22 protein-coding genes are annotated in these 24,757 nt (G+C 64.3%); 10 read left to right on the top strand and 12 right to left on the bottom strand.

Translation table 11 applies throughout. The features are described from left to right. Nucleotide 1: 1 nt before the first annotated feature. Together AC0L20_RS14235 and AC0L20_RS14230 are read right to left on the bottom strand one after the other, a co-directional pair. Nucleotides 2–556: a carboxymuconolactone decarboxylase family protein gene (locus tag AC0L20_RS14235; protein ID WP_473289019.1), complete on the bottom strand. Its 555-nt coding sequence runs from the start codon at nucleotides 554–556 to the stop codon at nucleotides 2–4. A 14-nt stretch (nucleotides 557–570) separates the two neighbouring features. Continuing rightward, entirely contained in the window at nucleotides 571–1,383 is an 813-nt protein-coding gene (locus tag AC0L20_RS14230; RefSeq protein WP_473289018.1) for an SDR family NAD(P)-dependent oxidoreductase, read from the bottom strand. Nucleotides 1,384–1,617: 234 nt separating this feature from the next. Here AC0L20_RS14230 and AC0L20_RS14225 point away from each other — a divergent pair, with 234 nt between their 5' ends. Genes AC0L20_RS14225 through cyoD form a run of 4 tightly spaced genes read left to right on the top strand, consistent with a single transcriptional unit; the run spans nucleotide 1,618 to nucleotide 5,468 of the window. Continuing rightward, complete coding sequence (locus AC0L20_RS14225) at nucleotides 1,618–2,451, top strand: cytochrome ubiquinol oxidase subunit II family protein (RefSeq protein WP_473289017.1); 834 nt, start codon at nucleotides 1,618–1,620, stop codon at nucleotides 2,449–2,451. Beyond that, a complete protein-coding gene (gene cyoB, locus AC0L20_RS14220; RefSeq protein WP_473289063.1) occupies nucleotides 2,441–4,441 on the top strand; it encodes a cytochrome o ubiquinol oxidase subunit I in 2,001 nt (666 codons plus the stop codon). Before AC0L20_RS14225 ends, cyoB begins: the two co-directional genes overlap by 11 nt. Continuing rightward, nucleotides 4,441–5,082 carry a cytochrome (ubi)quinol oxidase subunit III gene (locus AC0L20_RS14215; RefSeq protein WP_456765434.1) on the top strand — a complete coding sequence of 214 codons (642 nt, stop codon included), beginning with the start codon at nucleotides 4,441–4,443 and terminating at the stop codon, nucleotides 5,080–5,082. The genes cyoB and AC0L20_RS14215 overlap by 1 nt, the downstream gene beginning before the upstream one ends. Then, entirely contained in the window at nucleotides 5,079–5,468 is a 390-nt protein-coding gene (cyoD, locus tag AC0L20_RS14210; RefSeq protein WP_247367096.1) for a cytochrome o ubiquinol oxidase subunit IV, read from the top strand. Before AC0L20_RS14215 ends, cyoD begins: the two co-directional genes overlap by 4 nt. 217 nt (nucleotides 5,469–5,685) lie before the next feature. Here cyoD and AC0L20_RS14205 read toward each other — a convergent pair whose 3' ends face one another. Beyond that, on the bottom strand, nucleotides 5,686–6,474 hold the full coding sequence (locus AC0L20_RS14205; RefSeq protein WP_473289016.1) for a thermonuclease family protein: 789 nt from the start codon (nucleotides 6,472–6,474) through the stop codon (nucleotides 5,686–5,688). A 196-nt stretch (nucleotides 6,475–6,670) separates the two neighbouring features. Between AC0L20_RS14205 and AC0L20_RS14200 the strand changes: the two genes are divergently transcribed. The 4 genes from AC0L20_RS14200 (at nucleotide 6,671) to AC0L20_RS14185 (ending at nucleotide 11,612) form a co-directional block, all read left to right on the top strand. Next, entirely contained in the window at nucleotides 6,671–8,269 is a 1,599-nt protein-coding gene (locus AC0L20_RS14200; RefSeq protein WP_473289015.1) for a GMC family oxidoreductase, read from the top strand. Between the two features lie 7 nt (nucleotides 8,270–8,276). After that, nucleotides 8,277–8,726, top strand: a complete 450-nt coding sequence (locus AC0L20_RS14195; protein ID WP_473289014.1) for a gluconate 2-dehydrogenase subunit 3 family protein — start codon at nucleotides 8,277–8,279, stop codon at nucleotides 8,724–8,726. A gap of 91 nt (nucleotides 8,727–8,817) precedes the next feature. Beyond that, nucleotides 8,818–9,837 (top strand): S1C family serine protease, encoded by a 1,020-nt coding sequence (locus AC0L20_RS14190; RefSeq protein ID WP_473289013.1) that lies wholly within the window; start codon nucleotides 8,818–8,820, stop codon nucleotides 9,835–9,837. Between the two features lie 59 nt (nucleotides 9,838–9,896). After that, nucleotides 9,897–11,612, top strand: a complete 1,716-nt coding sequence (locus AC0L20_RS14185) for an FAD-dependent oxidoreductase (protein WP_473289012.1) — start codon at nucleotides 9,897–9,899, stop codon at nucleotides 11,610–11,612. Between the two features lie 132 nt (nucleotides 11,613–11,744). Here the strand turns inward: AC0L20_RS14185 and AC0L20_RS14180 are convergent, their stop codons facing one another. After that, nucleotides 11,745–15,221 carry an indolepyruvate ferredoxin oxidoreductase family protein gene (locus AC0L20_RS14180; RefSeq protein ID WP_473289011.1) on the bottom strand — a complete coding sequence of 1,159 codons (3,477 nt, stop codon included), beginning with the start codon at nucleotides 15,219–15,221 and terminating at the stop codon, nucleotides 11,745–11,747. A 682-nt stretch (nucleotides 15,222–15,903) separates the two neighbouring features. Between AC0L20_RS14180 and AC0L20_RS14175 the strand changes: the two genes are divergently transcribed. Together AC0L20_RS14175 and AC0L20_RS14170 are read left to right on the top strand one after the other, a co-directional pair. Continuing rightward, nucleotides 15,904–16,605 (top strand): cysteine hydrolase family protein, encoded by a 702-nt coding sequence (locus AC0L20_RS14175; protein WP_473289010.1) that lies wholly within the window; start codon nucleotides 15,904–15,906, stop codon nucleotides 16,603–16,605. A gap of 10 nt (nucleotides 16,606–16,615) precedes the next feature. Next, a complete protein-coding gene (locus AC0L20_RS14170; protein WP_473289009.1) occupies nucleotides 16,616–18,271 on the top strand; it encodes a regulator in 1,656 nt (551 codons plus the stop codon). Here the strand turns inward: AC0L20_RS14170 and AC0L20_RS14165 are convergent, their stop codons facing one another. From AC0L20_RS14165 to AC0L20_RS14130, 8 genes are all read right to left on the bottom strand, one after another. After that, nucleotides 18,272–19,096, bottom strand: coding sequence for a carbohydrate ABC transporter permease (locus AC0L20_RS14165; protein WP_204510551.1), 825 nt, complete (start codon nucleotides 19,094–19,096; stop codon nucleotides 18,272–18,274). Further along, nucleotides 19,093–20,031, bottom strand: coding sequence for a carbohydrate ABC transporter permease (locus tag AC0L20_RS14160; protein WP_473289008.1), 939 nt, complete (start codon nucleotides 20,029–20,031; stop codon nucleotides 19,093–19,095). The genes AC0L20_RS14165 and AC0L20_RS14160 overlap by 4 nt, the downstream gene beginning before the upstream one ends. Continuing rightward, on the bottom strand, nucleotides 20,028–21,350 hold the full coding sequence (locus AC0L20_RS14155) for an ABC transporter substrate-binding protein (protein ID WP_473289007.1): 1,323 nt from the start codon (nucleotides 21,348–21,350) through the stop codon (nucleotides 20,028–20,030). Before AC0L20_RS14155 ends, AC0L20_RS14160 begins: the two co-directional genes overlap by 4 nt. A 78-nt stretch (nucleotides 21,351–21,428) precedes the next feature. Next, entirely contained in the window at nucleotides 21,429–22,208 is a 780-nt protein-coding gene (soxA, locus tag AC0L20_RS14150; RefSeq protein WP_473289006.1) for a sulfur oxidation c-type cytochrome SoxA, read from the bottom strand. After that, nucleotides 22,205–22,522: a thiosulfate oxidation carrier complex protein SoxZ gene (gene soxZ / locus AC0L20_RS14145; protein WP_473289005.1), complete on the bottom strand. Its 318-nt coding sequence runs from the start codon at nucleotides 22,520–22,522 to the stop codon at nucleotides 22,205–22,207. Before soxZ ends, soxA begins: the two co-directional genes overlap by 4 nt. Next, complete coding sequence (locus AC0L20_RS14140; RefSeq protein ID WP_473289004.1) at nucleotides 22,522–22,989, bottom strand: SoxY-related AACIE arm protein; 468 nt, start codon at nucleotides 22,987–22,989, stop codon at nucleotides 22,522–22,524. The genes soxZ and AC0L20_RS14140 overlap by 1 nt, the downstream gene beginning before the upstream one ends. An 8-nt stretch (nucleotides 22,990–22,997) precedes the next feature. Further along, a complete protein-coding gene (soxX, locus tag AC0L20_RS14135) occupies nucleotides 22,998–23,450 on the bottom strand; it encodes a sulfur oxidation c-type cytochrome SoxX (RefSeq protein ID WP_473289003.1) in 453 nt (150 codons plus the stop codon). Beyond that, nucleotides 23,443–24,714, bottom strand: coding sequence for an FCSD flavin-binding domain-containing protein (locus AC0L20_RS14130; protein ID WP_473289002.1), 1,272 nt, complete (start codon nucleotides 24,712–24,714; stop codon nucleotides 23,443–23,445). Before AC0L20_RS14130 ends, soxX begins: the two co-directional genes overlap by 8 nt. Between the last annotated feature and the right edge of the window lie 43 nt (nucleotides 24,715–24,757).

The following is a 24,757-nucleotide window of genomic DNA, read 5'->3' as shown; positions in this document are numbered from 1 at the left end:
GTCAGTTCACTCCCGGGATCGGGTACTGCTGGAGTACCTCTTTGTAATATGGCTCGTTGTCGATCTTCATGGTGGCGAGCACGCGCACCACGCCGCAATAGAAGGCGATGGTCAGCACGAGGTCGACCATGTGTTCGTCCGAGAGATGCTGCTTGATCTCGGCAAAAGTCGCATCCGACATCGCGAGTTCGCGTACCATCTCGCGGGCACCTTTCAGGATCGTCTTGGCCTGTGGCTCGAGCGTCGAGGGCTTGCCCTCGGTCTCAGCCATTAGGCCGGCGATGTCATCATCGGTGACGCCGAACTCCCTGCCGATCTTCACGTGATGAGTGAACTCGTATTCCGATTTCTCCATCCAGCCGACCTGGAGGATCGCAAGCTCGCGCAGGCGCGGGTCGAGCTTGCTCTTGAAGCGGATGTAGCCGCCGATGCCGTTGAAGGCGCGCGCCATCTCCGGCGAATTGACCAGCAGCTTGTGCAGATTGGTGTTGCGCTTGAGCATGTCGCGATATTCGGGCGCGACCTGGTCGGCCTCGAGATAGGGCAGGCGGGCCATCCCTGATGTTCCTTTCAGTGTTCTTGTGATTCACGTTCGGGCGCTTGCAGCGTCACCCCGCCGTCCACCACCAGCACCTGTCCGGTGATATAGCGCGCAAAATTGCTGAGCAGGAATTTGACGGCATGGCCAACGTCCCAGCCGGTGCCTTCCGTTTTCAGCAAAGACGCCTTGGCCCGCTGGGCGCGCGCCTGTTCGCTCATGCCGCGGCCATAGACCATCGGCGTGTACATCGGCCCGGGGCAGATGCAATTGACGCGGATGTTGTCGCGGCCGTGATCGACCGCCATCGCGCGGGTCAGGCCGATGATCGCGGCTTTCGAGGTCGAATAGCTCGTGAGCCCGCGTGGCCGCAGCGCCGAGATCGAGGAGATGTTGACGATCGCGCCCCCCTTGGCGGTCTTGATTATTGCGGGGATCGCGTGCTTGGAGAGCAGGACCATGCTCTCGACATTGACCTGCATGACGCGGCGATATTGCTCGGGGGCTTCATCGACCACGCTGCCGCGGCTGCCGATGCCGACATTGTTGTCGAGGAAATCGATCCGGCCCCAGCGGTCGAGCGCGGCTTCGACCAGTGTCTTGCAATCGGTCTCGCTGGTGACGTCGCCGCCATGAGCCGCGGCCGCGCCGCCTTCGGCTGCGATCATCTCCACGGTGCGTTCGGCGAGCTTGAGGTCGCGATCGGCCACCAGCACTTTGGCGCCGGCGCGAGCGAGTAGAATTGCGGCGGCGCGGCCGTTGCCAATGCCGTCGCCCGCAGCGCCGCCGCCGCTGACCAGCGCCACCCTGCCGGCGAGACCGGGATCGTCCTCGGGCCTCTGCATGTCGTTTCATCCCAGATGATTTTCGTGCAGTCTAGCAATCGCTCCGACCGGCGAGAAGGGCCGGGCTCCCGCTTTCATGTCATTGACATCGCATGGAATTGCATGCCGCCGCGCGAGATGGCGGGCTGTCGATTCGCGTCGCTAGGAACCGACCTCACGCGATCGCGTTTGCTGCCGGAGCCTTTCCCGCGCTAGGCTCTGTCCCGGGGCTTCCCAACCGCCAGTGGCTTGCCGATGAATCTGCTCGATCCACAAGGGCCTGTGGCTGCGGCCAACAGCACCATCCTGGTCGATTCCGTCTTCATCATGCTCGCGATCGTGGTGCCGACCATCATCGCCATCCTTGCGTTTGCGTTCTGGTTTCGCGCCTCGAATCCCAAAGCAAAGTTTCAGCCCGACTTCGTCTATTCCGGTCGGGTGGAAATGGTGGTGTGGGCGATTCCCGCGCTCACCGTGATCCTGCTCGGCGGCGTCGCCTGGATCGGTTCGCACCAGCTCGACCCCGCGGCACCCGTGCCCGGCACCGGCAGTCCGGTCCGCATCCAGGCCGTCTCGCTCGACTGGAAATGGCTGTTCATCTATCCGGACCAGCGCATTGCCACCATCAACACGCTGACGGTGCCGGCGGGCGCCGAACTGAATTTCCAGCTGACGTCGTCGAGCGTGATGAACGTGTTCTTCATTCCGCAGCTCGGCAGCATGATCTACACCATGAACGGCATGGTGACGAAGCTGAACCTGCGCGCCGACAATGAGGGCAAGTTGCAGGGACTGTCGGCGCATTTCTCCGGCGACGGCTTTCCGGACATGATGTTCGACGTCAACGTGGTCTCGCCGCTCGCCTTTCCGGATTGGGTGGCGACCACGGCAAAGAGCGATGCCGTCCTCAATGAGGACAGCTACAAGAAGCTGATGCAGCAGGGCATCGAGAAGGGCAGGCCGACCTACAGGCTCGATGATCCCCGACTGTTCGACCTGATCGCGACCCAGCACATTCCGCCGGGACCGGGGCCGGAGCTCGCATCCGAAGCAGGCCGGTCGCACAGTGGAGGCCATGATGCTCGGTAAGCTCGATTGGTCGGCGATCCCGTTCGACCAGCCTATACCGCTGATCGCGGGCGCCGTGGTGTTGGTCGGGATTCTCGCCGTGCTGGCCTGGGTCGTGGTGAAGGGGCATCTGCCGTATCTCTGGCACGAGTGGATCACCAGCGTCGACCACAAGCGGATCGGCGTGATGTACATCCTGCTGGCCTCGGTGATGCTGCTGCGCGGCGGCAGCGACGCCATCATGATGCGGATTCAGCAGGCGGTGGCCTACCAGTCGCAAGGCTATCTGCCGCCGGAGCACTATAACCAGATATTCTCCGCGCACGGCACCATCATGATCTTCTTCGTGGCGATGCCGTTCGTGATCGGACTGATGAATCTCATCGTGCCGCTCCAGCTTGGCGTACGAGATGTCGCTTTCCCGACGCTCAATTCGGTCGGCTTCTGGCTGACCGCGACCGGTGCGCTGCTGGTCAATCTCTCGCTCGTGATCGGCGAGTTCGCCCGGACCGGCTGGCTCGCGTTTCCGCCGCTGTCGGAGCTGTCCTACTCGCCGGGCGTCGGCGTCGATTATTACGCGTGGTCGCTGCAGATCTCCGGCGTCGGCACGCTGGTGGCCGGCATCAACCTCGTGACGACGGTGCTGAAGCTGCGCACCAAAGGCATGAACTATCTACGTATGCCGATGTTCTGCTGGACCACACTGGCCTCGAACCTCCTGATCGTCGCGGCGTTCCCGATTTTGACCGCCACCCTCGCGATGCTGCTGCTCGATCGCTATCTCGGCTTCCACTTCTTCACCAATGAGGCCGGCGGCAATGTCATGATGTTCATGAACCTGATCTGGGCCTGGGGGCATCCCGAGGTCTACATCCTGGTGCTGCCGGCCTTCGGCATCTTCTCCGAGGTGGTCTCGACCTTCTCCGGCAAGGCACTGTTCGGCTATCGCTCGATGGTGCTGGCGACCATGGCGATCTGCATCATCTCCTTCATGGTCTGGCTGCATCACTTCTTCACCATGGGCGCGGGCCCCGACGTCAACGCCATCTTCGGCATCGCCAGCATGATCATCGCGATACCGACCGGGGTGAAGATCTACAACTGGCTGTTCACGATGTATGGTGGCCGCATCCGCTTCGAGACGCCGATGCTGTGGTCGATAGGCTTCATGGTCACCTTCATCATCGGCGGATTGACCGGCGTGCTGGTCGCGGTGCCGCCGGCCGATTTCATCCTCCACAACAGCATGTTCCTGGTCGCGCACTTCCACAACGTCATCATCGGCGGCGTGCTGTTCGGCGCCTTCGCCGGCTTTGAGTACTGGTTCCCCAAGGCGTTCGGCTTTCGCCTCAACGACCGCTGGGGCAAACTCGCGTTCTGGTTCACTTTCCTCGGCTTCTACGTCACCTTCATCCCGCTCTACGTCGCCGGCATGCTCGGCATGACGCGGCGCATGCAGCACTATGACGTCGCGGCGTGGCGGCCCTGGATGCTGGTTGCAGCCGCCGGCATGGCCGTGCTGACGATTGGCGTGATCTGCCAGATCGTGCAGCTCGTGGTCAGCATCCGCAACCGCGAGGCTCTGCGCGACCGTACTGGTGATCCCTGGGATGGTCGCTCGCTGGAATGGGCGACCTCGTCGCCGCCACCGGTTTTCAACTTCGCTTTCAATCCCGATGTGCGCGGCGAGGATGCCTATTGGGATCTCAAGGCCCATGCCAAGCAGCAATCGCTCCAGCATGATGCGCCGGAGTATCATGACATCGAGATGCCCAGGAACTCGCCGACCGGCTTCGTCTGCGCGTTCTTCGCCACGGTCATGGGGTTTGCGCTGATCTGGCACATCTGGTGGATGGTGATTTTGGGCGGCATCGGAGCGTTCGCGACCTTCGTCGTGTTCGCCTGGCGTGACCATGACGAATACGTCATTCCGGCCGAGGAGGTCGCGGCGATCGATCGCGTCAATCTCGAGGAGCGGCGTAGCCTCGTCAGCATGGCGGGGACAGTCTGATGTCAATGACCGCGACCGCCGGCCATGCGCACGCCGATCCCCACCACATCGGGCTCGTCATCGAGCATCCCGGCCCTGCGCCGAAGCGCATCGTGACCGCCTATGGTTTCTGGATCTTCCTGCTCTCCGACATCGTGATGTTCTCCTGCTTCTTTGCGGCCTACGCGGTGCTGGCCGACCAGACCGCCGGCGGCCCGAAGGGTTCAGAGATATTCGAGCAGCGGAACGTCGCGATCGAGACTGTCTGCCTGCTGCTGTCGAGTTTCACTTGCGGCATGGCGAGCATCGCAGCCGATGTGCGCAACCGGTTCTGGTTCTATCTCGGGATGGCGGTGACGTGTTTGCTCGGCCTCATCTTTCTCGTCATTGAGTTTCGCGAATTCGCTGATCTCGTTGCCCGCGGCTATGGCCCATCGCGCAGCGCTTTCCTGACCTCGTTCTTCTCGCTGGTCGGCTGCCACGGCCTCCACGTCTCGGCCGGCATATTGTGGCTGCTCACCATGATGGCCCAGGTCTTCGCAAAGGGCTTTCGTGCCGACGTGCTGCGCCGGATGATGTGCTTTGCGTTGTTCTGGCATGCGCTCGACATCGTCTGGGTCGGGGTCTTCTCCGTCGTCTATTTGCTTGGGAGTGGCGTATGAGCGATCAGACGCATATGCCGGCCGGCCATGACCTTGCGCCGGGCGATGAGGAGCAACACAGCGTTGGGACGCGTATCCTCGGCTACGTGGTCGGTCTTGTCCTCGCGCTGCTGCTGACGGCGACCTCGTTCTTTATCGCCGGCACGGATCTGGTCTGGCAGCCTTCGATTCCCGTCGCGCTAATCGTGCTGGCGATCGCGCAGATGGGCGTGCACCTCGTGTTCTTCCTGCACATCACCACCGGCCCCGACAACACCAACAACGTGCTGGCGCTGGCTTTCGGGCTGCTGGTCGTGTTCCTGGTAGTCGGTGGCACCGTCTGGATCATGGCGCATCTGAATGCGAACATGCCGGCCATGGATCAGATCATGCCAATGCGTCACTGAGGGCGCACAAAAAAGAAGAGCCGCTTGTTGTGACAAGCGGCCCAAGTCTAGGGAGGAAACGCCCGAGCAAAGCAATCGGGCCGGAGCCGGATTGCCGCCAAGGAAACGCTCGCGCAAAGCGCTTGCGTACGCTTACAAATGCAGCAACTCCCGATAGAGTTCAATTCCGGATGAATACTGTCTCCGACTACCGCTCACGGGTGCGTGATGGGCGTCGTTATTTCGGCCGCCGGCAATTGTAGGCCTTGCGGAAGCCCGCAGCCTGGGCATCGTCCTCCGAGCAGAACCAGCGATCCGGCTTGGTGGTCGCGGGGTAGCTCGGGCAGCCCCGCAAATGGTAGATGCCGATATTGCCGGTCACGCGCGCGCGGACCGCAAGCTTGCCCTTGATGCCACAGCTCGGCGGCATCGTCAGATCCTCAGGAAACAACACCGCGCGAATCTCCTTGTCGCGGTCGGTGCGGCAGGCGGCGCCCAGGAGCGCGCCGTCCTTCTTGCCGGCGCGGAATTCCTGCGGTGCAACAAAGCAGCCCTTCCAGATTCCGGCCGAGGTTGATTTCGCGTCGGCCGCGGCCGACTTGACGTTCGCCTTGACCGGCTCGCGGGTGATGGCAAAGCCCAGCTTGACCAGCTGCTCGTTCAAGCTGGTCTTGTCGCCTTCGGCCGTGCAGATCGCGCGGTGCCGCTTGCCGAAACTCTTTTCCGGTCCGACATCGTCGCAACGCACCGATCGCTTGCCAATCAGCTTGGCGAGCTGGTCGCGGGCCTCGATGCCGCAGGTCCAGGGATCGGCGTGATCGTCGATGCAGACCTGGTCCAGCTCGGGTGCGTCGACGCCGTCGAGGCGATAGGTGACGTCGCCAAGCTGGACGGCGTTGCCGTCGCGGACCGTCGCGGCGGCGGTCAGCGCCGAGGCGGGGCCGGTGGTGCCCAGAAATCCGGACAGGGCGAGAAAGCAAACGAACGCAAAAGCGCGGGCGCTGGCAAAGGATTTTCGGAAGGACATAAGGTCTCGCTATCGATGGCTCGTGCGCCTTGTTCCTAGCATCCGGATGTGGCGATACCAATGGTCTGCGCCCCGCGAAGTGCGACATTCCGGCCCCGCGGCTTTACTCGGCCGTAGCTCTGATCCTATCGTTCGCTGGCCTTGCGGAGCGGAGGCCGAATCGCCCGGGAAGCGGCGAAGGGAGGAAAATTTCGCGATGAAAGACCCCGTGGACGTCCTGATCATCGGCGCCGGCGCTTCGGGCGCGGCGGTGGCGTGGTCGCTGGCCGAGACCAAGATGCATATTCTCTGCCTGGAGCAGGGCGGCTGGATGAACCCGGCGGAATATCCCAGCACGGGCCGGGACTGGGAGGCCAAGTTCTACGGCGAGTGGTCGTCGAGCCCCAACGTCCGCGGGCGGCCCGAGGACTATCCGATCAACGACGACGATTCGCCGATCAAGGTCGTCAACTACAATGCGGTCGGTGGCTCGACGGTGATGTACACCGCGCACTGGCCGCGGCTGCACCCCTCCGATTTCAAGGTGAAGACGCTCGACGGCGTCGCCGACGACTGGCCGATCGACTACGACGCGCTGACCCCGTTCTTCGAAGAGAACGACCGGATGATGGGCACGTCCGGCCTGTCGGGCGACCCGCTCTCACCGCTGACGCATCCGCCGATGCCGCAACAGCCGCTCGGATTGTCCGGTGCGATCATCGGCAAGACCATGAACAAGCTCGGCTGGCACTGGTGGCCGTCGGATACGACGGTCGCGACCATGGACTACGAGGGCCGCGCGCGCTGCATCAATCTCGGCCATTGCACGCCGGCCTGCGCGCAAGGCGCGAAGTCCTCGACCGACATCACCTATTGGCCGCACGCGGTCCGCGCCGGCGTCGAGCTGCGTACGCACTGCCGTGTGCGCGAGATCACCACCGACGAGAACGGCATGGCCACCGGCGTGGTCTATTACGACAAGGACGGCGTCGAGCAGTTTCAGCCGGCGCATGTGGTTATCATCGCCTGCAACGGCGTCGGCACGCCGCGGCTGCTGCTGAATTCGGCATCGAACCGCTTTCCGAACGGGCTTGCCAATTCGTCCGGCCTCGTCGGCAAGAACCTGATGTTCCATCCTTATGCGCAGATCTACGGCTACGTAGAAGAGCCGACCGATAGCAACCGCGCGCCGCCGACCTGCCTGTGGAGCAAGGAATGGTATGACACGGATCTCTCGCGCGGCTTCGTGCGCGGCTACGGCGTTCAGTTCGTGCGCGGCGCGGGGCCGGTGTTCGAGGCTGTCGTCAGCGAGCAGAAGGGGATATTGCCGTGGGGCGCCGATCATCACCGCATCTTCCGCAAGCTCAACGGCCACCGGCTCGGCTTTTCCGCGATTTGCGAGGACCTGCCGGAGGAGCATAACCAGGTTACGCTCGATCCGGTCTTGAAGGACAGCCACGGCATTCCCGCGCCGAAGATCGACTACACGATCAGCGAGAACAGCCGGAAGATGATGGAGCACGCGCTGGCGCGCGGGCGGGAGATTCTCGAAACGGCGGGGGCGAGCGACATCTGCGTCAACTCGCCGATCCCATGGGGCGGCTGGCACCTGCTCGGCACGGCACGCATGGGCACCGACCCCGAACGCTCCGTCGTCAACGAATGGGGCCGCTCGCACGACGTCAAGAATCTCTTCATCGTCGATGGCAGCATCTTCGTTACCTCGGGTGGGGTCAACCCAACATCCACCATCCAGGCCCTCGCGCTCTACATCGCCGACCAGATGAAGCAGCGCCTCGCCAATTTGTTCGATTGAGGCCGACATGTCCGCAGACAATCAACTGACACGCAGCCAGCGCGACGACCTCCGCGCTATCGCCGCGATGATCGTTCCCGCGAGCGATGAGTACAAGGTGCCCGGCGCCGACGATCCCGCGATCCAGGCCGACATGCTGGCGACGCTGGGGCGTGACGCCAAATTGGTGGCGGCGGCGCTCGACCATTTGGCGCGGCTCGCGGGGCAGCCGTTGGCCGAGCTCGATGCTGCCAGGCGCGATGCGGTGGCGCAGGAGTTTCGCAGTTCCGGCGGCGCGGCTGCCGCGACGCTCGTCCGCGTGGTGCTGCAATGCTACTACCGCGACGACCGTGTGCTGCGCTCGCTCGGGCTCGAGCTACGCGCGCCGTTCCCCCTGGGTTACGTGCTGCCGGATGGCGACTGGTCGCTGCTGGACCCGGTCAAGGCAAGGGCGGGCACGCTGCGACGGGCACCCTAGCCACCTGGGCAGTCCAGCCTTGCACCCCGGGCGGGTCCCTTGCGCCTAAAGGGGCAGGCCACCATCTGTGTGAGCCTCAAGGACTCCTACCATGTTGGATTTTACTTCAGACATCGTCGATGACGCCGCGTCATCGCGGGCGACAGCGGCTGTCCCGGACAATGACCGGGACCTGCTGGACGCCTATTCCAATGCCGTCATCGACGTGACCGACCGCGTCGGTCCTGCCGTCGTGCGCGTCGAGACCGGACCAAAAGTGCCGAACGGCCGCGAGCGCGGCGGGCTTGGCTCGGGCATCGTGATCTCGCCGGACGGGCTCGTTCTCACCAATAGCCACGTGGTCGGCTCCTCGAAGGAGATCCGGCTGCGCGACGTCGAGGGCCATGTCGGCGACGCCCGGGTGCTCGGCGTCGATCCCGACACTGACCTTGCGCTGCTGCGCGCCAACGGCGTGCGGGACTTGCCCTATGCGGCGCTCGGCAACTCCAAGACCTTGCGGCGCGGCCAGCTCGTGATCGCGATCGGCAATCCGCTCGGCTTTGAATCGACCGTCACCGCCGGCGTGGTCTCGGCGCTCGGGCGCTCGATCCGCTCGGTCAGTGGCCGCACCATCGAGGACGTGATCCAGACCGATGCTGCGCTCAATCCCGGCAATTCGGGCGGGCCGCTGGTGTCGTCGAATGCCGAGGTGATCGGCATCAACACCGCGATCATCAATGGCGCGCAAGGCATCTGCTTCGCGGTCGCCAGCAACACCGCGCAATTCGTGCTGTCGGAGATCATCCGCCACGGCTATGTCCGCCGCGCCTATATCGGCGTGGCCGGCCAGACCGCGCCGATCCCGCGGCGGCACGCGGTGCTGGCCGGCGTCGAGAACAAGATGGGCGCGCTGCTGGCGCAGATCGAGCCGGACGGGCCTGCGGCGAAGGCGGGCCTGTTGTCCGGGGATGTCGTGATCGGCCTCGACGGTGTCGAGATCAACGGCGTCGACGATCTGATCCGTGTGCTCGATCGCGACCGGATCGGCCGGCGGCTGGCCATGGACGTGCTGCGGCTCGGCCGTCTGCGGGAGATCGAGATCGACCCGGTCGAGCGCAAGCCGGCGCGCTAGCGTGTGGGCGCCGAAGCGAGGTATGACGGTGTCATGCCTCGCTTCGGGAACCCCGCCGCATGATGCCGGCGCATGAGACCTACGATGTCATCGTCGTCGGCGCCGGCGCCGGTGGCATGACGGCCGCGGCCGTCGCCGCCGCCGAGGGCCTGCGCGTGCTGGTGATCGAGAAGACCGCTTTCGTCGGCGGCACCACCGCATGGTCCGACGGCATGATCTGGATTCCCGCCAATGCCAAAATGAAACAGGCGGGGCTCTCCGACAGCGTCACGGACGCCGTGCGATATTTGTCGAACACGGTGCCGGAGCCCGCCAATGCGGGCCTCCGCGCCGCCTTCCTCGCGCGCGGACCGGAAGCGGTCGCCTATCTCGAAGCCAACACGCAAGTGCGCCTCCAGCCGGTGAAAGCCTGTCCGGACTATTATCCGGAGCGGCTGGGCGCAACGCCGGGCGGGCGCGTGCTCGAGCCGGTCGTCTTCGGCGGCACGCGCCTGGGCGGGCATGTCGCGCGGCTGCGCGCGCCGCTGCCGGAGTTCACGCGGTTCGGCGGGATGATGGTCAACCGCCTCGACATCCCGTATCTGCGCCGGGTCGGACAATCGCTGCGCTCGACTCTTCGCGCGGCGCGGCTGGTTTCGCAGTATGCGTGGCAGCGCCTGCGCAGCCCGCGCGGCACGACGCTGCATCTCGGCAATGCGCTCGCCGCGCGGCTGTATGCCTCGCTGCTGGCCCGGCAGGTCGAGATCCTCTTCAGTGTAGACGTCGAGGATTTGTCGATGCAGGGCGAGCGCGTCGGCGGCGTCGTCATCCGTCATGGCGCGCGCGATCGGCTGATCGCCGCGCGACGCGGTGTGGTGTTGGCGACCGGCGGCTTTTCGCACGACGCGACGTTGCGCAAACGCTTCTTCCCGCCCGCGGCCGGATTTATCTCGGCGGCCCACACGTCCGCTACGGGCGACGGGCTCCGCCTTGCGACTGCAACCGGCGCAGCGCTCAATCCGGATGCGACGAGCCCGGCCTATTGGGTGCCGGCCTCGCTGTTCCGGCGTACTGACGGAAGCCGTGGTGTTTTCCCGCACATGGTGACCGACCGCGCCAAGCCCGGCGTGATCGCCGTCAATGCGGCCGGCCGGCGCTTCGTCAACGAGACACTGTCGTACCACGAGTTCGTTCTCGCCATGCTGCGCGACGGCGAACCGGATCGGCCGTTCCACCTGATCTGCGACCGCCAGTTTCTGTGGAGCTACGGCCTCGGCCGCATCCTGCCGTTCACGCGCAATATCAGGCGTTATGCGGCGAGCGGCGAGTTGGTCGAGGCCGCCGATATCGCGCAGCTCGCAGCGAAGATCGGCATCAAGCCGTCGACACTCGCGGTGACCATCGCAAACTACAATTCCGATGCGAAGGAGGGCCGTGACCCGGAATTCGGTCGCGGCAGCACCATCTACCAGCGTCATCTCGGTGATATCAGCCACAAGCCGAACCCCTGCGTCGCGCCCGTCCTCCGCGCGCCGTTCTATGCGATGCGGATCTTCCCCGCCGATCTCGGCACGGCGATCGGCATGAAGGTGGATGCTCAGGCGCGCGTGTTGCGCGAGGACGACACGCCGGTCGCGGGCCTCTACGCCTGCGGCAACGACATGGGCTCGATCATGAACGGCAATTGTCCCGGGCCGGGGATCGCGCTGGGGCCGGCGCTGACGTTCGGGTATATCGCGGGAAGGCATCTGGCGGAGGGGGCGGTGACGGCGAGTGCGGCGACGGCAACTGCCTGATTGTCGTCTCCGCTATATCCCCGTCATTGCGAGCGAAGCGAAGCAATCCAGAATCGTTCCGCGGAGGCAGTCTGGATTGCTTCGTCGCAAGGGCTCCTCGCAATGACGTGGAGAGAGCGTGGGCTCCAATCGCTACTCTGCCGCCGCCGCAAAGCGGCTGTTCTCCAGCTCTGCCTCAAGCCGCGCCTTCTCGGCCGCCGCCTGCCTGATGTTGGCTTCCTTGACATGTCCGAAGCCGCGGATCGTCTCCGGTAGCCGCGCGAGTCTCGTCAGCAGCGGGATTTGCTCCGCTTTCAGCCCGGCGATCCGCCGATCGATCATGCCGAGATAATCTGCGACCAGCTTCCGCTCGGTCCGGCGCTCCTCGGTGCGGCCGAACGGATCGAACGCGCCGCCGCGCAGGAATTTTAGTTTGGCCAGTACGCGGAAGGCATGGATCATCCAGCCGCCGAATTCCTTCTTCTGGAGATGTCCGGTGGTCTTGTCGCGCTGTGCGAAGATCGGCGGGGCCAGATAGAACTTCAGCTTGAAGTCGCCGTCGAATTTCTCCGAGATCTTCTTGGAGAAGCTGCCATCGGTGTAGAGCCGCGCGACCTCGTACTCGTCCTTGTAGGACATCAGCTTGAACAGGTTTTTCGCGATAGCCTCGGTCAGCTCCGTGGACGCGGGCGAGGCGGTCGCTTCTGCCTTGCGCACCTTGGCGACGGCGGCGAGGTAACGGTCGGCGTAGGCCTTGTCCTGATAGCCGGTCAAAAACTCGGCGCGCGTCGCGATGATGTCGTCGAGCGACCTCGTCGGCGTGGAGGCCCGGCTCCTGAACTGCAGCACGCTGCGTACCCGCGACATGTCGTGGGCGGCGAGGCGTCCCCAGGTGAAGGCGAGCTTGTTCATCTCAATCGCGGCGCCGTTGATCTCGATGGCGCGGAGCAGCGCTTCCAGCGACAGCGGGATTGCGCCCTTCTGAAAGGCGAAGCCGAGCATGAAGGGATTGGTCGCGATCGAATCGCCCATCAGCGCGGAGGCAATGCCGGTGGCATCGATGATGTCGAGGTTCTTGTCGCCGACAGCGTCCCGCAGCACCGTCTGCATCGTGCCCATCTCGAAATCGAGGTCGGGGTTTTGCACGAAGCTCGCGGTCGGCTGCAGGTCGGCGTTGATATACGCTTTCGTCGTTCCGCGTTCGGCGCGGCTGAGCGCAGAGGGACCTGCCGAGACGATCATGTCGCACCCGAGGATGACGTCGGCGCCGCCCGTGGTGATCCGGACCGCGGAGATGTCTTCCGGCTTCGCGGCGATGCGCACATGGCTCATCACGGCGCCGTTCTTCTGCGACAGGCCGGTGAAGTCGAGCGCCGAGCAGCCGCGGCCGTCAACATGGGCGGCCATGCCGAGTAGCGCGCCGATGGTGATGACACCGGTGCCGCCGATGCCGGTGACGAGGATGTTGTAGGGGGCGTCCAGCTCACGCGCGGGCGGCAGCGGCAGGTCGGCAAACAACTGGCCTGAATCCACCGCCGAGGTTTTGATCCGCTTGAGCGTGCCGCCATGCACGGTGACGAAACTCGGGCAAAAACCCTCGACGCAGGAGAAGTCCTTGTTGCAGTTCGACTGGTCGATCTGGCGCTTGCGGCCGAACTCGGTTTCCAGCGGCTGCACCGAGACGCAGTTCGAGGCCTGCGAGCAGTCGCCGCAGCCTTCGCAGACCAGCTCGTTGATGAAGGCGCGTTTTGCGGGATCCGGATACAGCCCGCGCTTGCGGCGGCGGCGCTTTTCCGCGGCGCAGGTCTGGTCGTAGACGATGACCGTAAGGCCCTTGATGTCGCGCAGCTCGCGCTGAACGGCGTCGAGCTCGCGGCGGTGATGGACGGTCGCGCCTTGCGGGAAGTAATTGCCGTCAGGGTATTTGGTGGGATCGTCCGAGACGATCGCGAGGCGCTTGACGCCCTCGGCCCAGACCTGATGCGCGATCTGGGCGACGTTGAAGCCGCCCTCGGCCGGTTGGCCGCCGGTCATCGCGACCGCGTCGTTGTAAAGGATCTTGTAGGTGATGCTGATGCCGGCGGCCGATGCCGCGCGAAGGGCAAGTAGTCCGGAATGGGTGTAGGTGCCGTCGCCGAGATTCTGGAAGATGTGCTGCTCGGTGGTGAAGGGCGCTTGCCCGATCCAGTTCACGCCCTCGGCGCCCATATGCGAGATCAGATCGGTGCGGCGGGTCGGCATGCTCAGGGCCATGCCGTGGCAGCCGATGCCGGCCATGGCGCGGCTTCCTTCAGGCACGCGCGTCGAGGTGTTATGCGGGCAACCCGAGCAGAAGAACGGCGTGCGCGCGAGCTTGATCTGCGCGGAGGCCGGAACAGGAGTGTCGAACGCCTCGAGCCGGGCGAGGCGCTGCTCCAGCACCGGGCTATGGTGGCCGAGCTTGCGCAGCCGCGCCACCAGCGCGGATGCAACGAGGGTCGGCGTCAGCTCGCCCTCGCTCGGCAATAGCGGCGCGCCGCGCTCGTCGCGTTTTCCCGTCACGGTCGGACGCCTGGACGCATCGATATTATAGAGGATGCGCATCAGCTGGTCTTCGATGAAGCCGCGCTTCTCCTCGACGACCAGCACGTCCTGAAGTCCTTCCGCGAAGCGCTTGGCTCCGCTCTCCTCCAGCGGCCAGGTCAGTGCGACCTTGTAGATGCGAAGGCCAAGGTCCTGCGCGTCCTTGTCGGTAATGCCCAAGTCTGCGAGCGCCTGTCGCAGATCGAGATAAGCCTTGCCGGTCGCGACGATGCCGAGCCGTGCCGGCTTGGAGTCGAGCACGATGCGGTCGAGCTGGTTGGCGCGCGCAAAGGCCTGCACCGCCGCCATCTTAGGGCCGAACAGGCGCTTTTCCGCGTCGAGCGGCGGATCCGGCCAACGGATGTTGAGGCCGCCGGGCGGCATCTCGAAATCGTCGGGGAGCTTGATCTGGATGCGTTCGGGATCGCTGTAGATTGAGGCCGAACTCTCCACCGTTTCGCTGATCGCCTTGAAGCCGACCCAGCAGCCGGAGAAACGCGACAGCGCAAAGCCGTAAAGGCCGAGGTCGAGGTAATCCTGCAGCGTCGCCGGATTGATCACGGGGATCAGCGCTGCTGCGAAGACCTGCTCGCTCTGGTGCGCCAGTGTCGAGGATTGGCAGCCGTGGTCGTCACCGGCGAGCGCGAGCACGCCGCCATTGAGCGAGGTGCCGGCGGCATTCGCATGCTTGAGCGCGTCGACCGAGCGATCGACGCCGGGCCCTTTGCCGTACCAGATGCCGAACACGCCATCGACCTTGGCACCGGGAAACAGGCCGACCTGCTGGCTGCCCCAGACGGCGGTCGCCGCGAGGTCCTCGTTCAGGCCGGGGGCGAAGGCGATGTCGTGCTGCTGGAGATGTTCCTTCGCGCGCCACAGCGCGTGGTCGTACATGCCGAGCGGGGAGCCGCGATAGCCCGAGATGAAGCCGCCGGTGTTGAGCCCCTGCAGCCGGTCGCGTTCGCGCTGCAACATGGGCAGCCGGACCAGCGCCTGCGTGCCGGACAGGAAGATCCGCTTCGATTCGAGCCGGTATTTGTCGTCCAGCTCGACCTGCATCAGCGTCATTTCAGGAGTCCTCGTCTCTTGTTCGGCTTTTATTCGACTTGGTATTCGACTTGGGGTTTGCGCTGCGGGAGGGAGGAGCGGCTGCGCGACGCGAATTGTGACAGTCAAAGGCATGCACAGACGAAGTCAATATCGCTGGCCGCATCCGTGGCGCTCCTGCTGGTCATGGCTTGCTTGCGGAGGACAGGATGGCTGCAAGCGCGTTCGATACCGAGATCACGGAGACGGCTGAGGCGCTGATCGGGCCATGGCGTCACCCGCACCAGATGCTCCACGCAGAAGTATTGCGCGGCACGGCCGAAGGTCGCTCTACATGGCGACGCTGAAGGCCTCTTGCGCACCTTACGGGGAGGAGTATCGCCGGCCGTACGGAGCGGGTCGCTAACGCCACCTTCGTCGTTCCGGGGCGCGTAGCGCGAGCCCGGAATCCATTTCGCCGCGTGTTCAGCCGCCGGGTTCGACGCTTACGCGTCGCCCCGGAATGACGACAGGGAGCGCTTATCCTTTGGGCAAATGCACGTCGCAAAGCCGCCGCACAGCGAATAAGCAGACCCCGGCTTTTCCAATAACATTCTGACAGCGCAGTAAATTTTCCTGCGCCGTCGGTTCAACTCCAATTGTACACAATGGCATGGCGCTTGCAGAACTCCCGCAGAGAGAGTTCTCGCGGGGGCCTTGAGTCATGTTGAACTCAACCAAGCCGACACTGGGTGTCATCAGCGCCGAACCGGAGCCGGTCAAGCTCGACTGGCCGGCCACCGCGCTTCTCATCATCGACATGCAGCGCGACTTCATGGAGCCCGGCGGCTTCGGCGAGACGCTGGGCAACGACGTCAGCCAGCTCGCGCGCGCGGTGAAGCCGATCGGTGCCGTGCTGAAGTCCGCGCGCGACACCGGCATGCTGGTGATCCACACGCGCGAGGGCCATCTGCCCGATCTCTCCGACGCGCCGCCGGCGAAAATCGAGCGCGGCGCGCCATCCTTCCGCATCGGCGACCCCGGTCCGATGGGACGCATTCTCATTCGCGGCGAGGCCGGCCACGACATCATCCCGGAGCTCTATCCGCTCGACAGCGAGATCGTGATCGACAAGCCCGGCAAGGGCGCGTTCTACGCCACCGAGCTCACCGACGTGCTGGAGAAATACGGCATCGAAAATCTGCTCGTGTGCGGCGTCACCACCGAAGTGTGCGTCAACACCACCGTGCGCGAGGCCAATGATCGCGGCTATCGCTGCGTCGTGATCTCGGACGGCTGCGCGTCCTACTTCCCTGAGTTTCACGAGATGGGCCTGAAGATGATCAAGGCCCAGGGCGGCATCTTCGGCTGGGTCGCAAGCTCAGCCGCGGTACTGGAGGCGATGAAGATTTCCACATCAGCGTAGGGGCATCACGATGAGCACAGGCACGACAGGGACGGCCGGCACCTCCGAGTTCAAGCCGGCACTATGGACACCGGGCGACTGGAACGCGTTTTTCGGCTTCGGCACCAACATCCTCGTCAACATGCTGGTGCTCACGGGCCTGTTGCGCTTCGTGTTGAAGATGCCCGACAGTCTCGTGTTCGGCCGCATCCTTCCCGCGCTCGGGTTGATGATGTGTCTCTCCACCTTCTACTACGCGTTCCTCGCTTATCGTCTGGCGCAGAAGACCGGCCGCAACGATGTCTGCGCGTTGCCCTCGGGCGTCAGCGTGCCGCACATGTTCATCGTCACCTTCGTGATCATGCTGCCGATCACGATCAAGACCGGTGATCCGCTCAAGGGCTGGTCGGCAGGCCTGGTCTGGGTGTTCTTCCAGAGTTTTATTCTCATGATCGGCGGCTTTATCGCGCCTTTCATCCGAAAGATCACGCCGCGCGCGGCGCTGCTCGGCACGCTTGCGGGTGTATCCGTCACCTTCATCTCGATGCGGCCGGCGCTCGAAATGTACATGACGCCGCAGATCGGCCTGGTCTGCTTCGCCATCATCCTGGTGAGCTGGTTCGGGGGCGTGAAATATTGGCGCGGCATTCCCGCCGGTCTCGTTGCGATCGCGGTGGGCATGGTCATCGCCTGGGGCTCGAACCTGTTCGGCCTCGGTCTCGGGGGGCTCAGCGTCAAGGGCGTCGGCGATGCCTTTGCCAATTTCGGCTTCTCGGTGCCGATCCCGGCGGTAGGCTATGTCTTCTCCGGTTTCGAATTCCTCGGGATCATCCTGGTCACCGCCATTCCGTTCGGCATCTATGATCTGGTCGAGGCCATGGACAATGTCGAGAGCGCGGAAGCCGCCGGCGACGAATATCCGACCACGCGCGTCCTCACCGCCGACGGAATCGTCAGCCTGATCGGCTGCCTGATGGGCAATCCCTTCATCAACGCCGTCTATATCGGCCATCCCGGCTGGAAGGCGATGGGCGGCCGGATCGGCTATTCGGCCGCGACCGGCATCATGGTGGTGGTGCTGGCCTGGTTCGGCATCATCTCGGTGCTGCTGGCGCTGGTGCCGGTGGTCGCGATCTCGCCGATCCTGCTCTATATCGGCATGCTGATCGGCGCGCAGGCGTTCCAGACCACGCCGGTCAAGCACGCGCCCGCGATCGTGCTGGCGCTGACCCCGCATCTTGCCGCCTGGGCCAAGCTCCAGATCGACACGATGTTGGGCTCGACCATGAACGCGGCTGCGACCGTGGGCGGAATGGCCGCCGACAAGGCCGACGCGGTCAAGGCTGCCGCGATCGCCGCGTTGCCGCAGCAGGGCGTGTTCTATCACGGGCTCGAGATCATGGGCGGCGGCTCCATCCTCGGCGGCCTGATCCTGGGTGCGATCGGTGTCTTCATCATCGAGCGCGACTTCGAGAAGGCCTCGGCATTCGCGCTGGTTGGCGCGGTCCTGACCTATTTCGGCTTCATGCACGGCGAAGCCGTCGGCATCGGCGGCGGCTTTGGCGTCACGCCCGCGGTTGCGTTCGCCTATGCCGTGATGGCCGCCGGTCTGTTCGCGGCCAGCAGGCTCGGCGCGAGCGAGTCCTACATGCCGCATGCGGACATGCACGCGGCACCGGCGGAGTAGCTACCCGCCCTTGACGGCACCAGCGGTGAGCCCGGCGACGATCTGTCGCTGGGCGAACACCGTCAGCAGCAGCACCGGCAACGTGACAATCAGCGCGGCGGCCGCGAGCGGCCCCCAGCTCAACTGGTCGAACGAGATCATGTTGTAGACGGCGACCGGCAGGGTGCGGGTCTCGCGTCCGGCCAGCACGATGCCGAAGACAAAATTATTCCAGGAGAAGATCACGGCCAGGATGAAGGCGACGGCGATGCCCGGCTTGGCGATCGGCAGCGCGACATGGCGGAAGACCTGCCAGCGCGTGGCGCCGTCGATCAGGGCTGCTTCTTCCAGCTCCATCGGCGTCGTCTCGAAATAGCCGATCATGATCCAGATCACGATCGGCACCGTGACCACGAGGTGGATGATGATCTGCGGCACCAGCGTGCCGAGCAGTCCCAGCCACTGGAACATGAGAAACAGCGGGATCAGATAGGACAGGCCCGGCGTGATGCGGGCGATCAGGATCACGATCGCGGATTTATGCGCGGCCATCCGCGCAATCCCGTAGCCGGCGGGAACGCCGACCAGCAGCGCAAGCAGCGTCGCGCTGCCGGTGACGATCAGGCTGTTGATGAAATACGTCAGGAAGCGGTTGGAGGCGAGCACGTCGGCATAGTTTTTCCAGGCGACATGCTCGGGGAAGAACACCGGCGGGTAGGCGGCATTGTCGATCTCGAACTTGAGCGACAGCGACAGCATCCAGAGAAAGAACAGGATCGCCGGCGACACGATGAGGAACACCGAGAACCACAGGCCGATTTTGCCGATGATTTGCCTTGGACTCATGTGCCGCTCGCGATCTCGGTCCACAGCATGCGTTGGCGCGCATAAAGCATCACCGCCGCAAGCAGGACGATCAGCAGGAAGAACACGACCGCGATCGCCGAGCCGTAGCCGAGGTCGTAATAGGAGAAGGCGACGCTGTAGAGATAGATATTGATCGTCTCCGATGCCGATCCCGGTCCGCCCTGGGTGATTGCGAAAATGATGTCGAAGCTCTTCACGGCGTCGATCATGCGGATCATGCCGGCGATGAACAGGAACGGCATGATCAGCGGCAGGGTGATGAAGCGGAATACCTGCCAGATGCTGGCGCCGTCGATCTGTGCGCTTTCATAAGGCTCGGTCGGGATCGCGGCCAGGCCGCCGAGCACGATCAGCATGACCAGCGGCGTCCATTGCCAGGTCTCGACCAGCACCAGCGAGGGAATGACGGTCGCGGGATGGAATACCCAGAGCTGCGCAGGGATCCCGACCAGCGACAGCAGATAGTTCAGCACGCCGAGCTGCGGGTGGAACATCATGGTCCATACCAGCGCGATCGCCACCGGCGTCGCCATCATCGGCATGATGAAGACGCCGCGCAGAAAGCCGCGGCCGGGGAATTTCTGGTGAAACACCACGGCCGCAAACGTGCCGAGCACGAGCGGCAGCAGCACGGAGAGTATGGTGTAGACCAGTGTATGTCCGACGGCCTCGATGAAGCGGGGATCGGTCGTCAGCCGCAGATAATTCGACAAGCCAACGAAGGTGGTCGACGAGCCGACCTTCCACTCGTTCAGGCTCATCCAGATCGTGAAGACCCACGGGAAGATGATGATCGCGATCACGACGACCAGCGCCGGCACCACGAACGGCCAGTACGACGGCGGCCGCAACTCCTTCTCCGGCGCGGCATCAGACTGTGCCACGCCCGGAGCCGATTGTGTCAACGCACTCACGCCTTCTCGCTACGCTCCAGGATCGGCCGGTACTGATCGTTGGCCTTCTTCAACTCGGCGGCAGGATCGGCGCCGGACAAGGTCGCCGTGACCGCGGCGCCGACGATGTCGCGGAATTCGGCGACCGGAATCACGACGGGCAGGCCCAGCTTGCTAATCTTGCCGGAATCGATCACCGACTGCAGCCATTCCTTGGTCTTGACACCCTTCTGGACCTCGGGATCGCCAAGGATCGAGTTGCGGAACGGCACGCCGCCGCCGGCCTGCAGCAGTCGCGCACCCTGGGTTTTCGAAACCACCCATTGGCAGAGCAGATAGGCGGCTTCCTTGTTCTTGCTCGCAGCGGCAACGCCGATGCCGTCGCCATAGGTCGAGGAATATTGCCCCTTGGGGCCGGCGGGCACGACGGTGTAGCCGACCTTGCCGACAACGCGCGAGGCGGCCGGATCTTCCAGCGGTGGTGCCCAGCCGACGCCGTCGATCCACATCGCGGATCGGCCTTGCGTGAACGAGGCCATCGACTCCATCCAGTTGAAGCCGGCGACGCCGGGCGGTGCCGATTTCGTCAGGAGCGTCTGATACAGCTTGGTCGCGGCAATGGCTTCCGGACCGTCGGTCAGGATATTGCCCTTGGCGTCGAGGAATTCCCCGCCATAATTGAGGAAGAAGTTGCTCCACATCGCCATGTTGGCGTTGCGCAGGCCGCGCCCGACAAAGCCGTAGATGCCTTCCTTGGTGTCGGTGAGCTTCTCGGCCGCCGCGGCCATCTCGTCGAGGGTCTTGGGAACGGCGACGCCCTTCTTCTCGAACAGCTCCTTGTTGTAATAGAGGATGAAATAATCGACCGACCACGGCAGCGACAGCATCTGGCCCTTGTCGTTCCTGGCGTATTGCAGGCCCGCGGCCGAGAAGTCGCTCTCGACGAGATCGGGCGCGGTCAGCGCCGGGTCCTTCATCAAGGGCGTCAAGTCGGCGAGCCAACCGGCCTTCTCGAACTGCCGCTTCTGCACGTGATAGCTGAGATGGACGACGTCGAAGCTTGGACGGCCAGAGGTGAACTCGATCACCACCTTCTGGCGCTGCTGCTGCTCGGGAATCTGCTCCGCTTCGACCTGGATGCCGGTGAGTTCGGTGAACTCCTTGACGTATTTTTGCAAATTGTCGCCGCGAGGCCCCTTGGCGAGAATCACCTCAAGCTTGGTCCCCGCGTATTTCTTCCAGTTCACCTCGGCGCGCGCCGGCAATCCCGTCAGGCTGAGCGCGCCAGCTGCGGCAGTGCCCGTCAAGAGCGTACGACGCGAGATTTTGTGGTTGACCACTTTAGGTCCCTCCCTGTGACTCAATTTGGGCGGATACTAGCGGCCGTTCTGCGTCTGCCTAGCCCTAATCTGTGGAATTCAGGGCCGCACGGCCGGCGTTTCCATCAGCAAGCCATGCGCTCGCGACATCAGATAGAGTTCGAGCGCGACCAGCTCGGGCGCGCCGAAATCATAGGCCTTGGCGCGGACACCCGTCATGCAACTGCGTAGCCGCCGCTCCAGCGATCCCAGCGTCTGCCATTCCAGGCGATAAAGCGGATAGCCGGTCGGCTGTCCCTGCGTGATCGGCGCGCCGGCAAGCCGGTTGTTGAAATTGTCGTCGTGGCAATTGGTGCAGGCAAGGTTGAGCTGGCCCTCGCGCTGCATGAAGAGGTCGCGGCCCTGTTCGACGAATGGCTTCAATTGCGGATCGTCGCCCGTCGTGATCGCGATGCCGCGCGATTGGTGCGCGACGAAGGCGGACAGCGCCAGCAGGTCGCGGCTCTCGTAGGGTAGCGCCGGTGCCTGCTGATGATTGCTGCGGCACAGATTGATGCGCTGGTCGAGCGTGACGGGCCGCGCCAGCGCCTTGTCGAAGGCCGGATAGCGCGCCGCGACGCCCTTCATGCTGCCGCGTGCATCGCCATGGCAGTCAGCGCAGGCCTTGTCGGCACTGCCGGTCCTCTTCGTCCACAACGCCTCACCGTCGAGCACGAACAGCATGCCGGGATTTGAGCTGTCGTCATCCTGCATCGCACGCGTGTCGGGCCCCATGAACGAATAGCCGGAGCGGCGCGCGTCCGGCGGAATCTCGCCGGCGAGCAGGGCAGGGGCGGTGGCGAGAAGCGCCGCGGCCGCTATCGCGCGCCAAAAACTCATTCGACCGCGATCGACGCCGATGCGCTGGACGAATAGCCGTTGTCGCCGATCCATTCGAACTCGAACTTGCCGCTCTCCTTCGCGACCGTGAAGAACGACAGATAGGGATTGGCCGCGATCGCCGGGAAGAGATCGGCGCGAAAAATCTCGGTACCGTTGTAGCGGCACGTAAAGCTCGTGATGATGTCGCGCGGGACCAGCGCGCCGTCCGCGGTATGGCGGAAGCCGGTCTCCATGATGTGCGAGGTCAACGTGCGGATCTCGATGATTTCGCCGCGCCTGGCTTTCGCCGGAACGTTGATGAGCGCCGCCATCAATTCATCTCCTCGGTGCAGGCGGCCAGCGTCACGACGATTTCGGTCGTGACCTGCCAGAACGTGTCGTCGGAAAGACGCGCGATCGCCACCACCTTCTGGGTGTCGGCGAGGCGGATCCGGGTCGAGACCTGGGCGCGACCGGAGGAGGGGCCGAGATGGAAGTTACCGATGTTCGGCTGCGGGTTCTTCTCGTTGAAGACGTGGATGCTCTTGACGTAGTCGTTCGCCGTCATCGGGCTCGCGACGCTCACGGTCAGCGGCACCGTGTTGCCGTTCTCGACCAGCGGCGGAATGTCGAGCTTCACCTTGCCAGTGCGTACAGGTGCTTCGCCGACGACGTTACGGATCGCGGCGGTGAGCATCGCCGGTGTCGCCTCGAGCGGCCGCAGCGTGACGATCGGGATCGTCCCGGCGACCGTCACGTTTCCGGCGAGGTTCAGGAATTGTCGTCGCGTGGTCAGCATGAACAGTCCTAGTCCCGAAGCGTTGCGAGAAAAGCCACGATGTCCTCGATCTCGGTGGCCGACAAGATCGGTTTGCCGGCGAAATTTCGCCCGACCCGCACGAGGTGATCGGTGCGATAATAGGACGGCATGATGGTCTCAGGGTTGAAGCGCGCTGCATCGACCAGTCGAAGCCGCAACTGGCTCGCCGTCCAGCGGTTCCCCGCACCCGAGAGGTCAGGCGCGAGGTCGCCCTGGAACCGGGTTTCGGGGAAGGGCCCGGAATGGCAGAGGATGCAGGTCGTCGTGCGCGCCAGCACAAGCGCGCGACCGCGCGCGGCATCGCCGGGTGCGCCGGTGAGCGACTCCGGAATGCCGTCGCCGGCGACGTTGTAGGGCAGGAGTTCCTCGGCTCCCGCATGGCAGGCGAAGGCGCAACTGGCGGCGATCAGAGCTGCGATACGGACCAATGCTCTAGCCAAAGGTGTCCGCCGTGATGGTTTGAAACCAGCGCTCGGCTTCAGCCGCCTCGCGGGCGCGCAATTCGCGCGGCGCATCGACCGGACTGGTCGCTCCGCCCTCCACCTCGGCGAAGATGTCGCCTCTGGGCTGGTAATGGCCCGCGAGTGAAAAGCCGTAGCCGGGTGCGACAATGTTGTAGCAGACGCCGGTCAGTCGCGGCGTTTCTGGCGCGCGGCCGGCAAGGAGGTTCACGATCGCGGCAGCGCAGGCCTTGCCCTGCGCGCTTGCCGCGGAGGCCGATTTGGGAATGCCCCCGCCGAGGCAGGCATCGCCGATGACGTGGATGTTCTGGACAAGCTTCGACTCGAAGGTGACGGGATCGATCGGGCACCAGCCGGTGGCATCCGTAGCGCCCGCGATCTCGGCGATGCGTCCGGCACGCTGCGGCGGGATGACGTTGGCGACGTCAGGGATATAATTGCCGAACTCGGTGACGATGGTCCTGGTCGCGGGATCGACCGAGGTCACGCGGCCGCCTTGCGACAGCCCGATGCGCTCGATCATGTCGCTGTAAAGCTCCTTCCATGCCTTCTCGAACAGTCGCTGCTGGGAGAAATTGTCCTTGGCGTCGAGGACCAGGACCTTTGAGCGCGGCTTCTTGGTTTTCAGGTAATGCGCGATCAAGCTGGCGCGCTCGTAAGGCGCCGGCGGACAGCGCGAGGGATTGGCGGGGATGGCAATGGCGACAGTGCCGCCGTCCGGCATGGCCTCCAGCTGCCGACGCAGCAGCAGCGTCTGCGCGCCGGCCTTCCAGGCGTGCGGCATTTTTGCTGATGCGGCTTCGTCATAGCCGGGCAGAGCCTCCAAGTGGAAGTCGATGCCGGGCGAGAGCACGAGACGGTCATAGGGCAGCGCAACGCCATCGGCCGTTATGACGCTGCGCCGTTGCGGTTCGATTGTGGTCACGGCTTGGCCGATCACGGTGACGCCTTCGGCGACGAGCTTGTCATAGTCGAACTGCTGCGCCTCGATCTCGCGCAGGCCGGCGATCACCTCGTTGCTGAAGGGGCAGGAGGTGAAGACCGCATTGGGTTCGATCAGGATGACTTGCAAGTTTGCCTGCGCGCGCTTCAGCGCGCGGGCGCACGCCGCACCGCCAAAACCGCCGCCGACCACGACGACGCGGCCCGCCGATTGCGCGCGCAGGATCGAAGGAACGGCGAATGATGTAGCCGCGGCGGCGATGCCGAGGACGGCATCCCGCCGTGTCACCGACGCATTCATGAGGCTTGTCCGGAAAGTGTGCCGCGGCGAGCGTTACGGCCGC

The sequence above is a fragment of the Bradyrhizobium sp. Kon58 genome (genome assembly GCF_055807455.1).
Note: the sequence above shows the minus strand (reverse complement) of the source record. Positions and strands in the feature narration are given on the sequence as shown.

Coding starts and splice junctions, on each gene's coding strand:
- AC0L20_RS14235 (WP_473289019.1), bottom strand. CDS start 556: ATGGCCCGCCTGCCCTATCTCGAGGCCGACCAGGTCGCGCCCGAATAT.
- AC0L20_RS14230 (WP_473289018.1), bottom strand. CDS start 1,383: ATGCAGAGGCCCGAGGACGATCCCGGTCTCGCCGGCAGGGTGGCGCTG.
- AC0L20_RS14225 (WP_473289017.1), top strand. CDS start 1,618: ATGAATCTGCTCGATCCACAAGGGCCTGTGGCTGCGGCCAACAGCACC.
- cyoB (WP_473289063.1), top strand. CDS start 2,441: ATGCTCGGTAAGCTCGATTGGTCGGCGATCCCGTTCGACCAGCCTATA.
- AC0L20_RS14215 (WP_456765434.1), top strand. CDS start 4,441: ATGTCAATGACCGCGACCGCCGGCCATGCGCACGCCGATCCCCACCAC.
- cyoD (WP_247367096.1), top strand. CDS start 5,079: ATGAGCGATCAGACGCATATGCCGGCCGGCCATGACCTTGCGCCGGGC.
- AC0L20_RS14205 (WP_473289016.1), bottom strand. CDS start 6,474: ATGTCCTTCCGAAAATCCTTTGCCAGCGCCCGCGCTTTTGCGTTCGTT.
- AC0L20_RS14200 (WP_473289015.1), top strand. CDS start 6,671: ATGAAAGACCCCGTGGACGTCCTGATCATCGGCGCCGGCGCTTCGGGC.
- AC0L20_RS14195 (WP_473289014.1), top strand. CDS start 8,277: ATGTCCGCAGACAATCAACTGACACGCAGCCAGCGCGACGACCTCCGC.
- AC0L20_RS14190 (WP_473289013.1), top strand. CDS start 8,818: ATGTTGGATTTTACTTCAGACATCGTCGATGACGCCGCGTCATCGCGG.
- AC0L20_RS14185 (WP_473289012.1), top strand. CDS start 9,897: ATGATGCCGGCGCATGAGACCTACGATGTCATCGTCGTCGGCGCCGGC.
- AC0L20_RS14180 (WP_473289011.1), bottom strand. CDS start 15,221: ATGACGCTGATGCAGGTCGAGCTGGACGACAAATACCGGCTCGAATCG.
- AC0L20_RS14175 (WP_473289010.1), top strand. CDS start 15,904: ATGTTGAACTCAACCAAGCCGACACTGGGTGTCATCAGCGCCGAACCG.
- AC0L20_RS14170 (WP_473289009.1), top strand. CDS start 16,616: ATGAGCACAGGCACGACAGGGACGGCCGGCACCTCCGAGTTCAAGCCG.
- AC0L20_RS14165 (WP_204510551.1), bottom strand. CDS start 19,096: ATGAGTCCAAGGCAAATCATCGGCAAAATCGGCCTGTGGTTCTCGGTG.
- soxA (WP_473289006.1), bottom strand. CDS start 22,208: ATGAGTTTTTGGCGCGCGATAGCGGCCGCGGCGCTTCTCGCCACCGCC.
- soxZ (WP_473289005.1), bottom strand. CDS start 22,522: ATGGCGGCGCTCATCAACGTTCCGGCGAAAGCCAGGCGCGGCGAAATC.
- AC0L20_RS14140 (WP_473289004.1), bottom strand. CDS start 22,989: ATGCTGACCACGCGACGACAATTCCTGAACCTCGCCGGAAACGTGACG.
- AC0L20_RS14130 (WP_473289002.1), bottom strand. CDS start 24,714: ATGAATGCGTCGGTGACACGGCGGGATGCCGTCCTCGGCATCGCCGCC.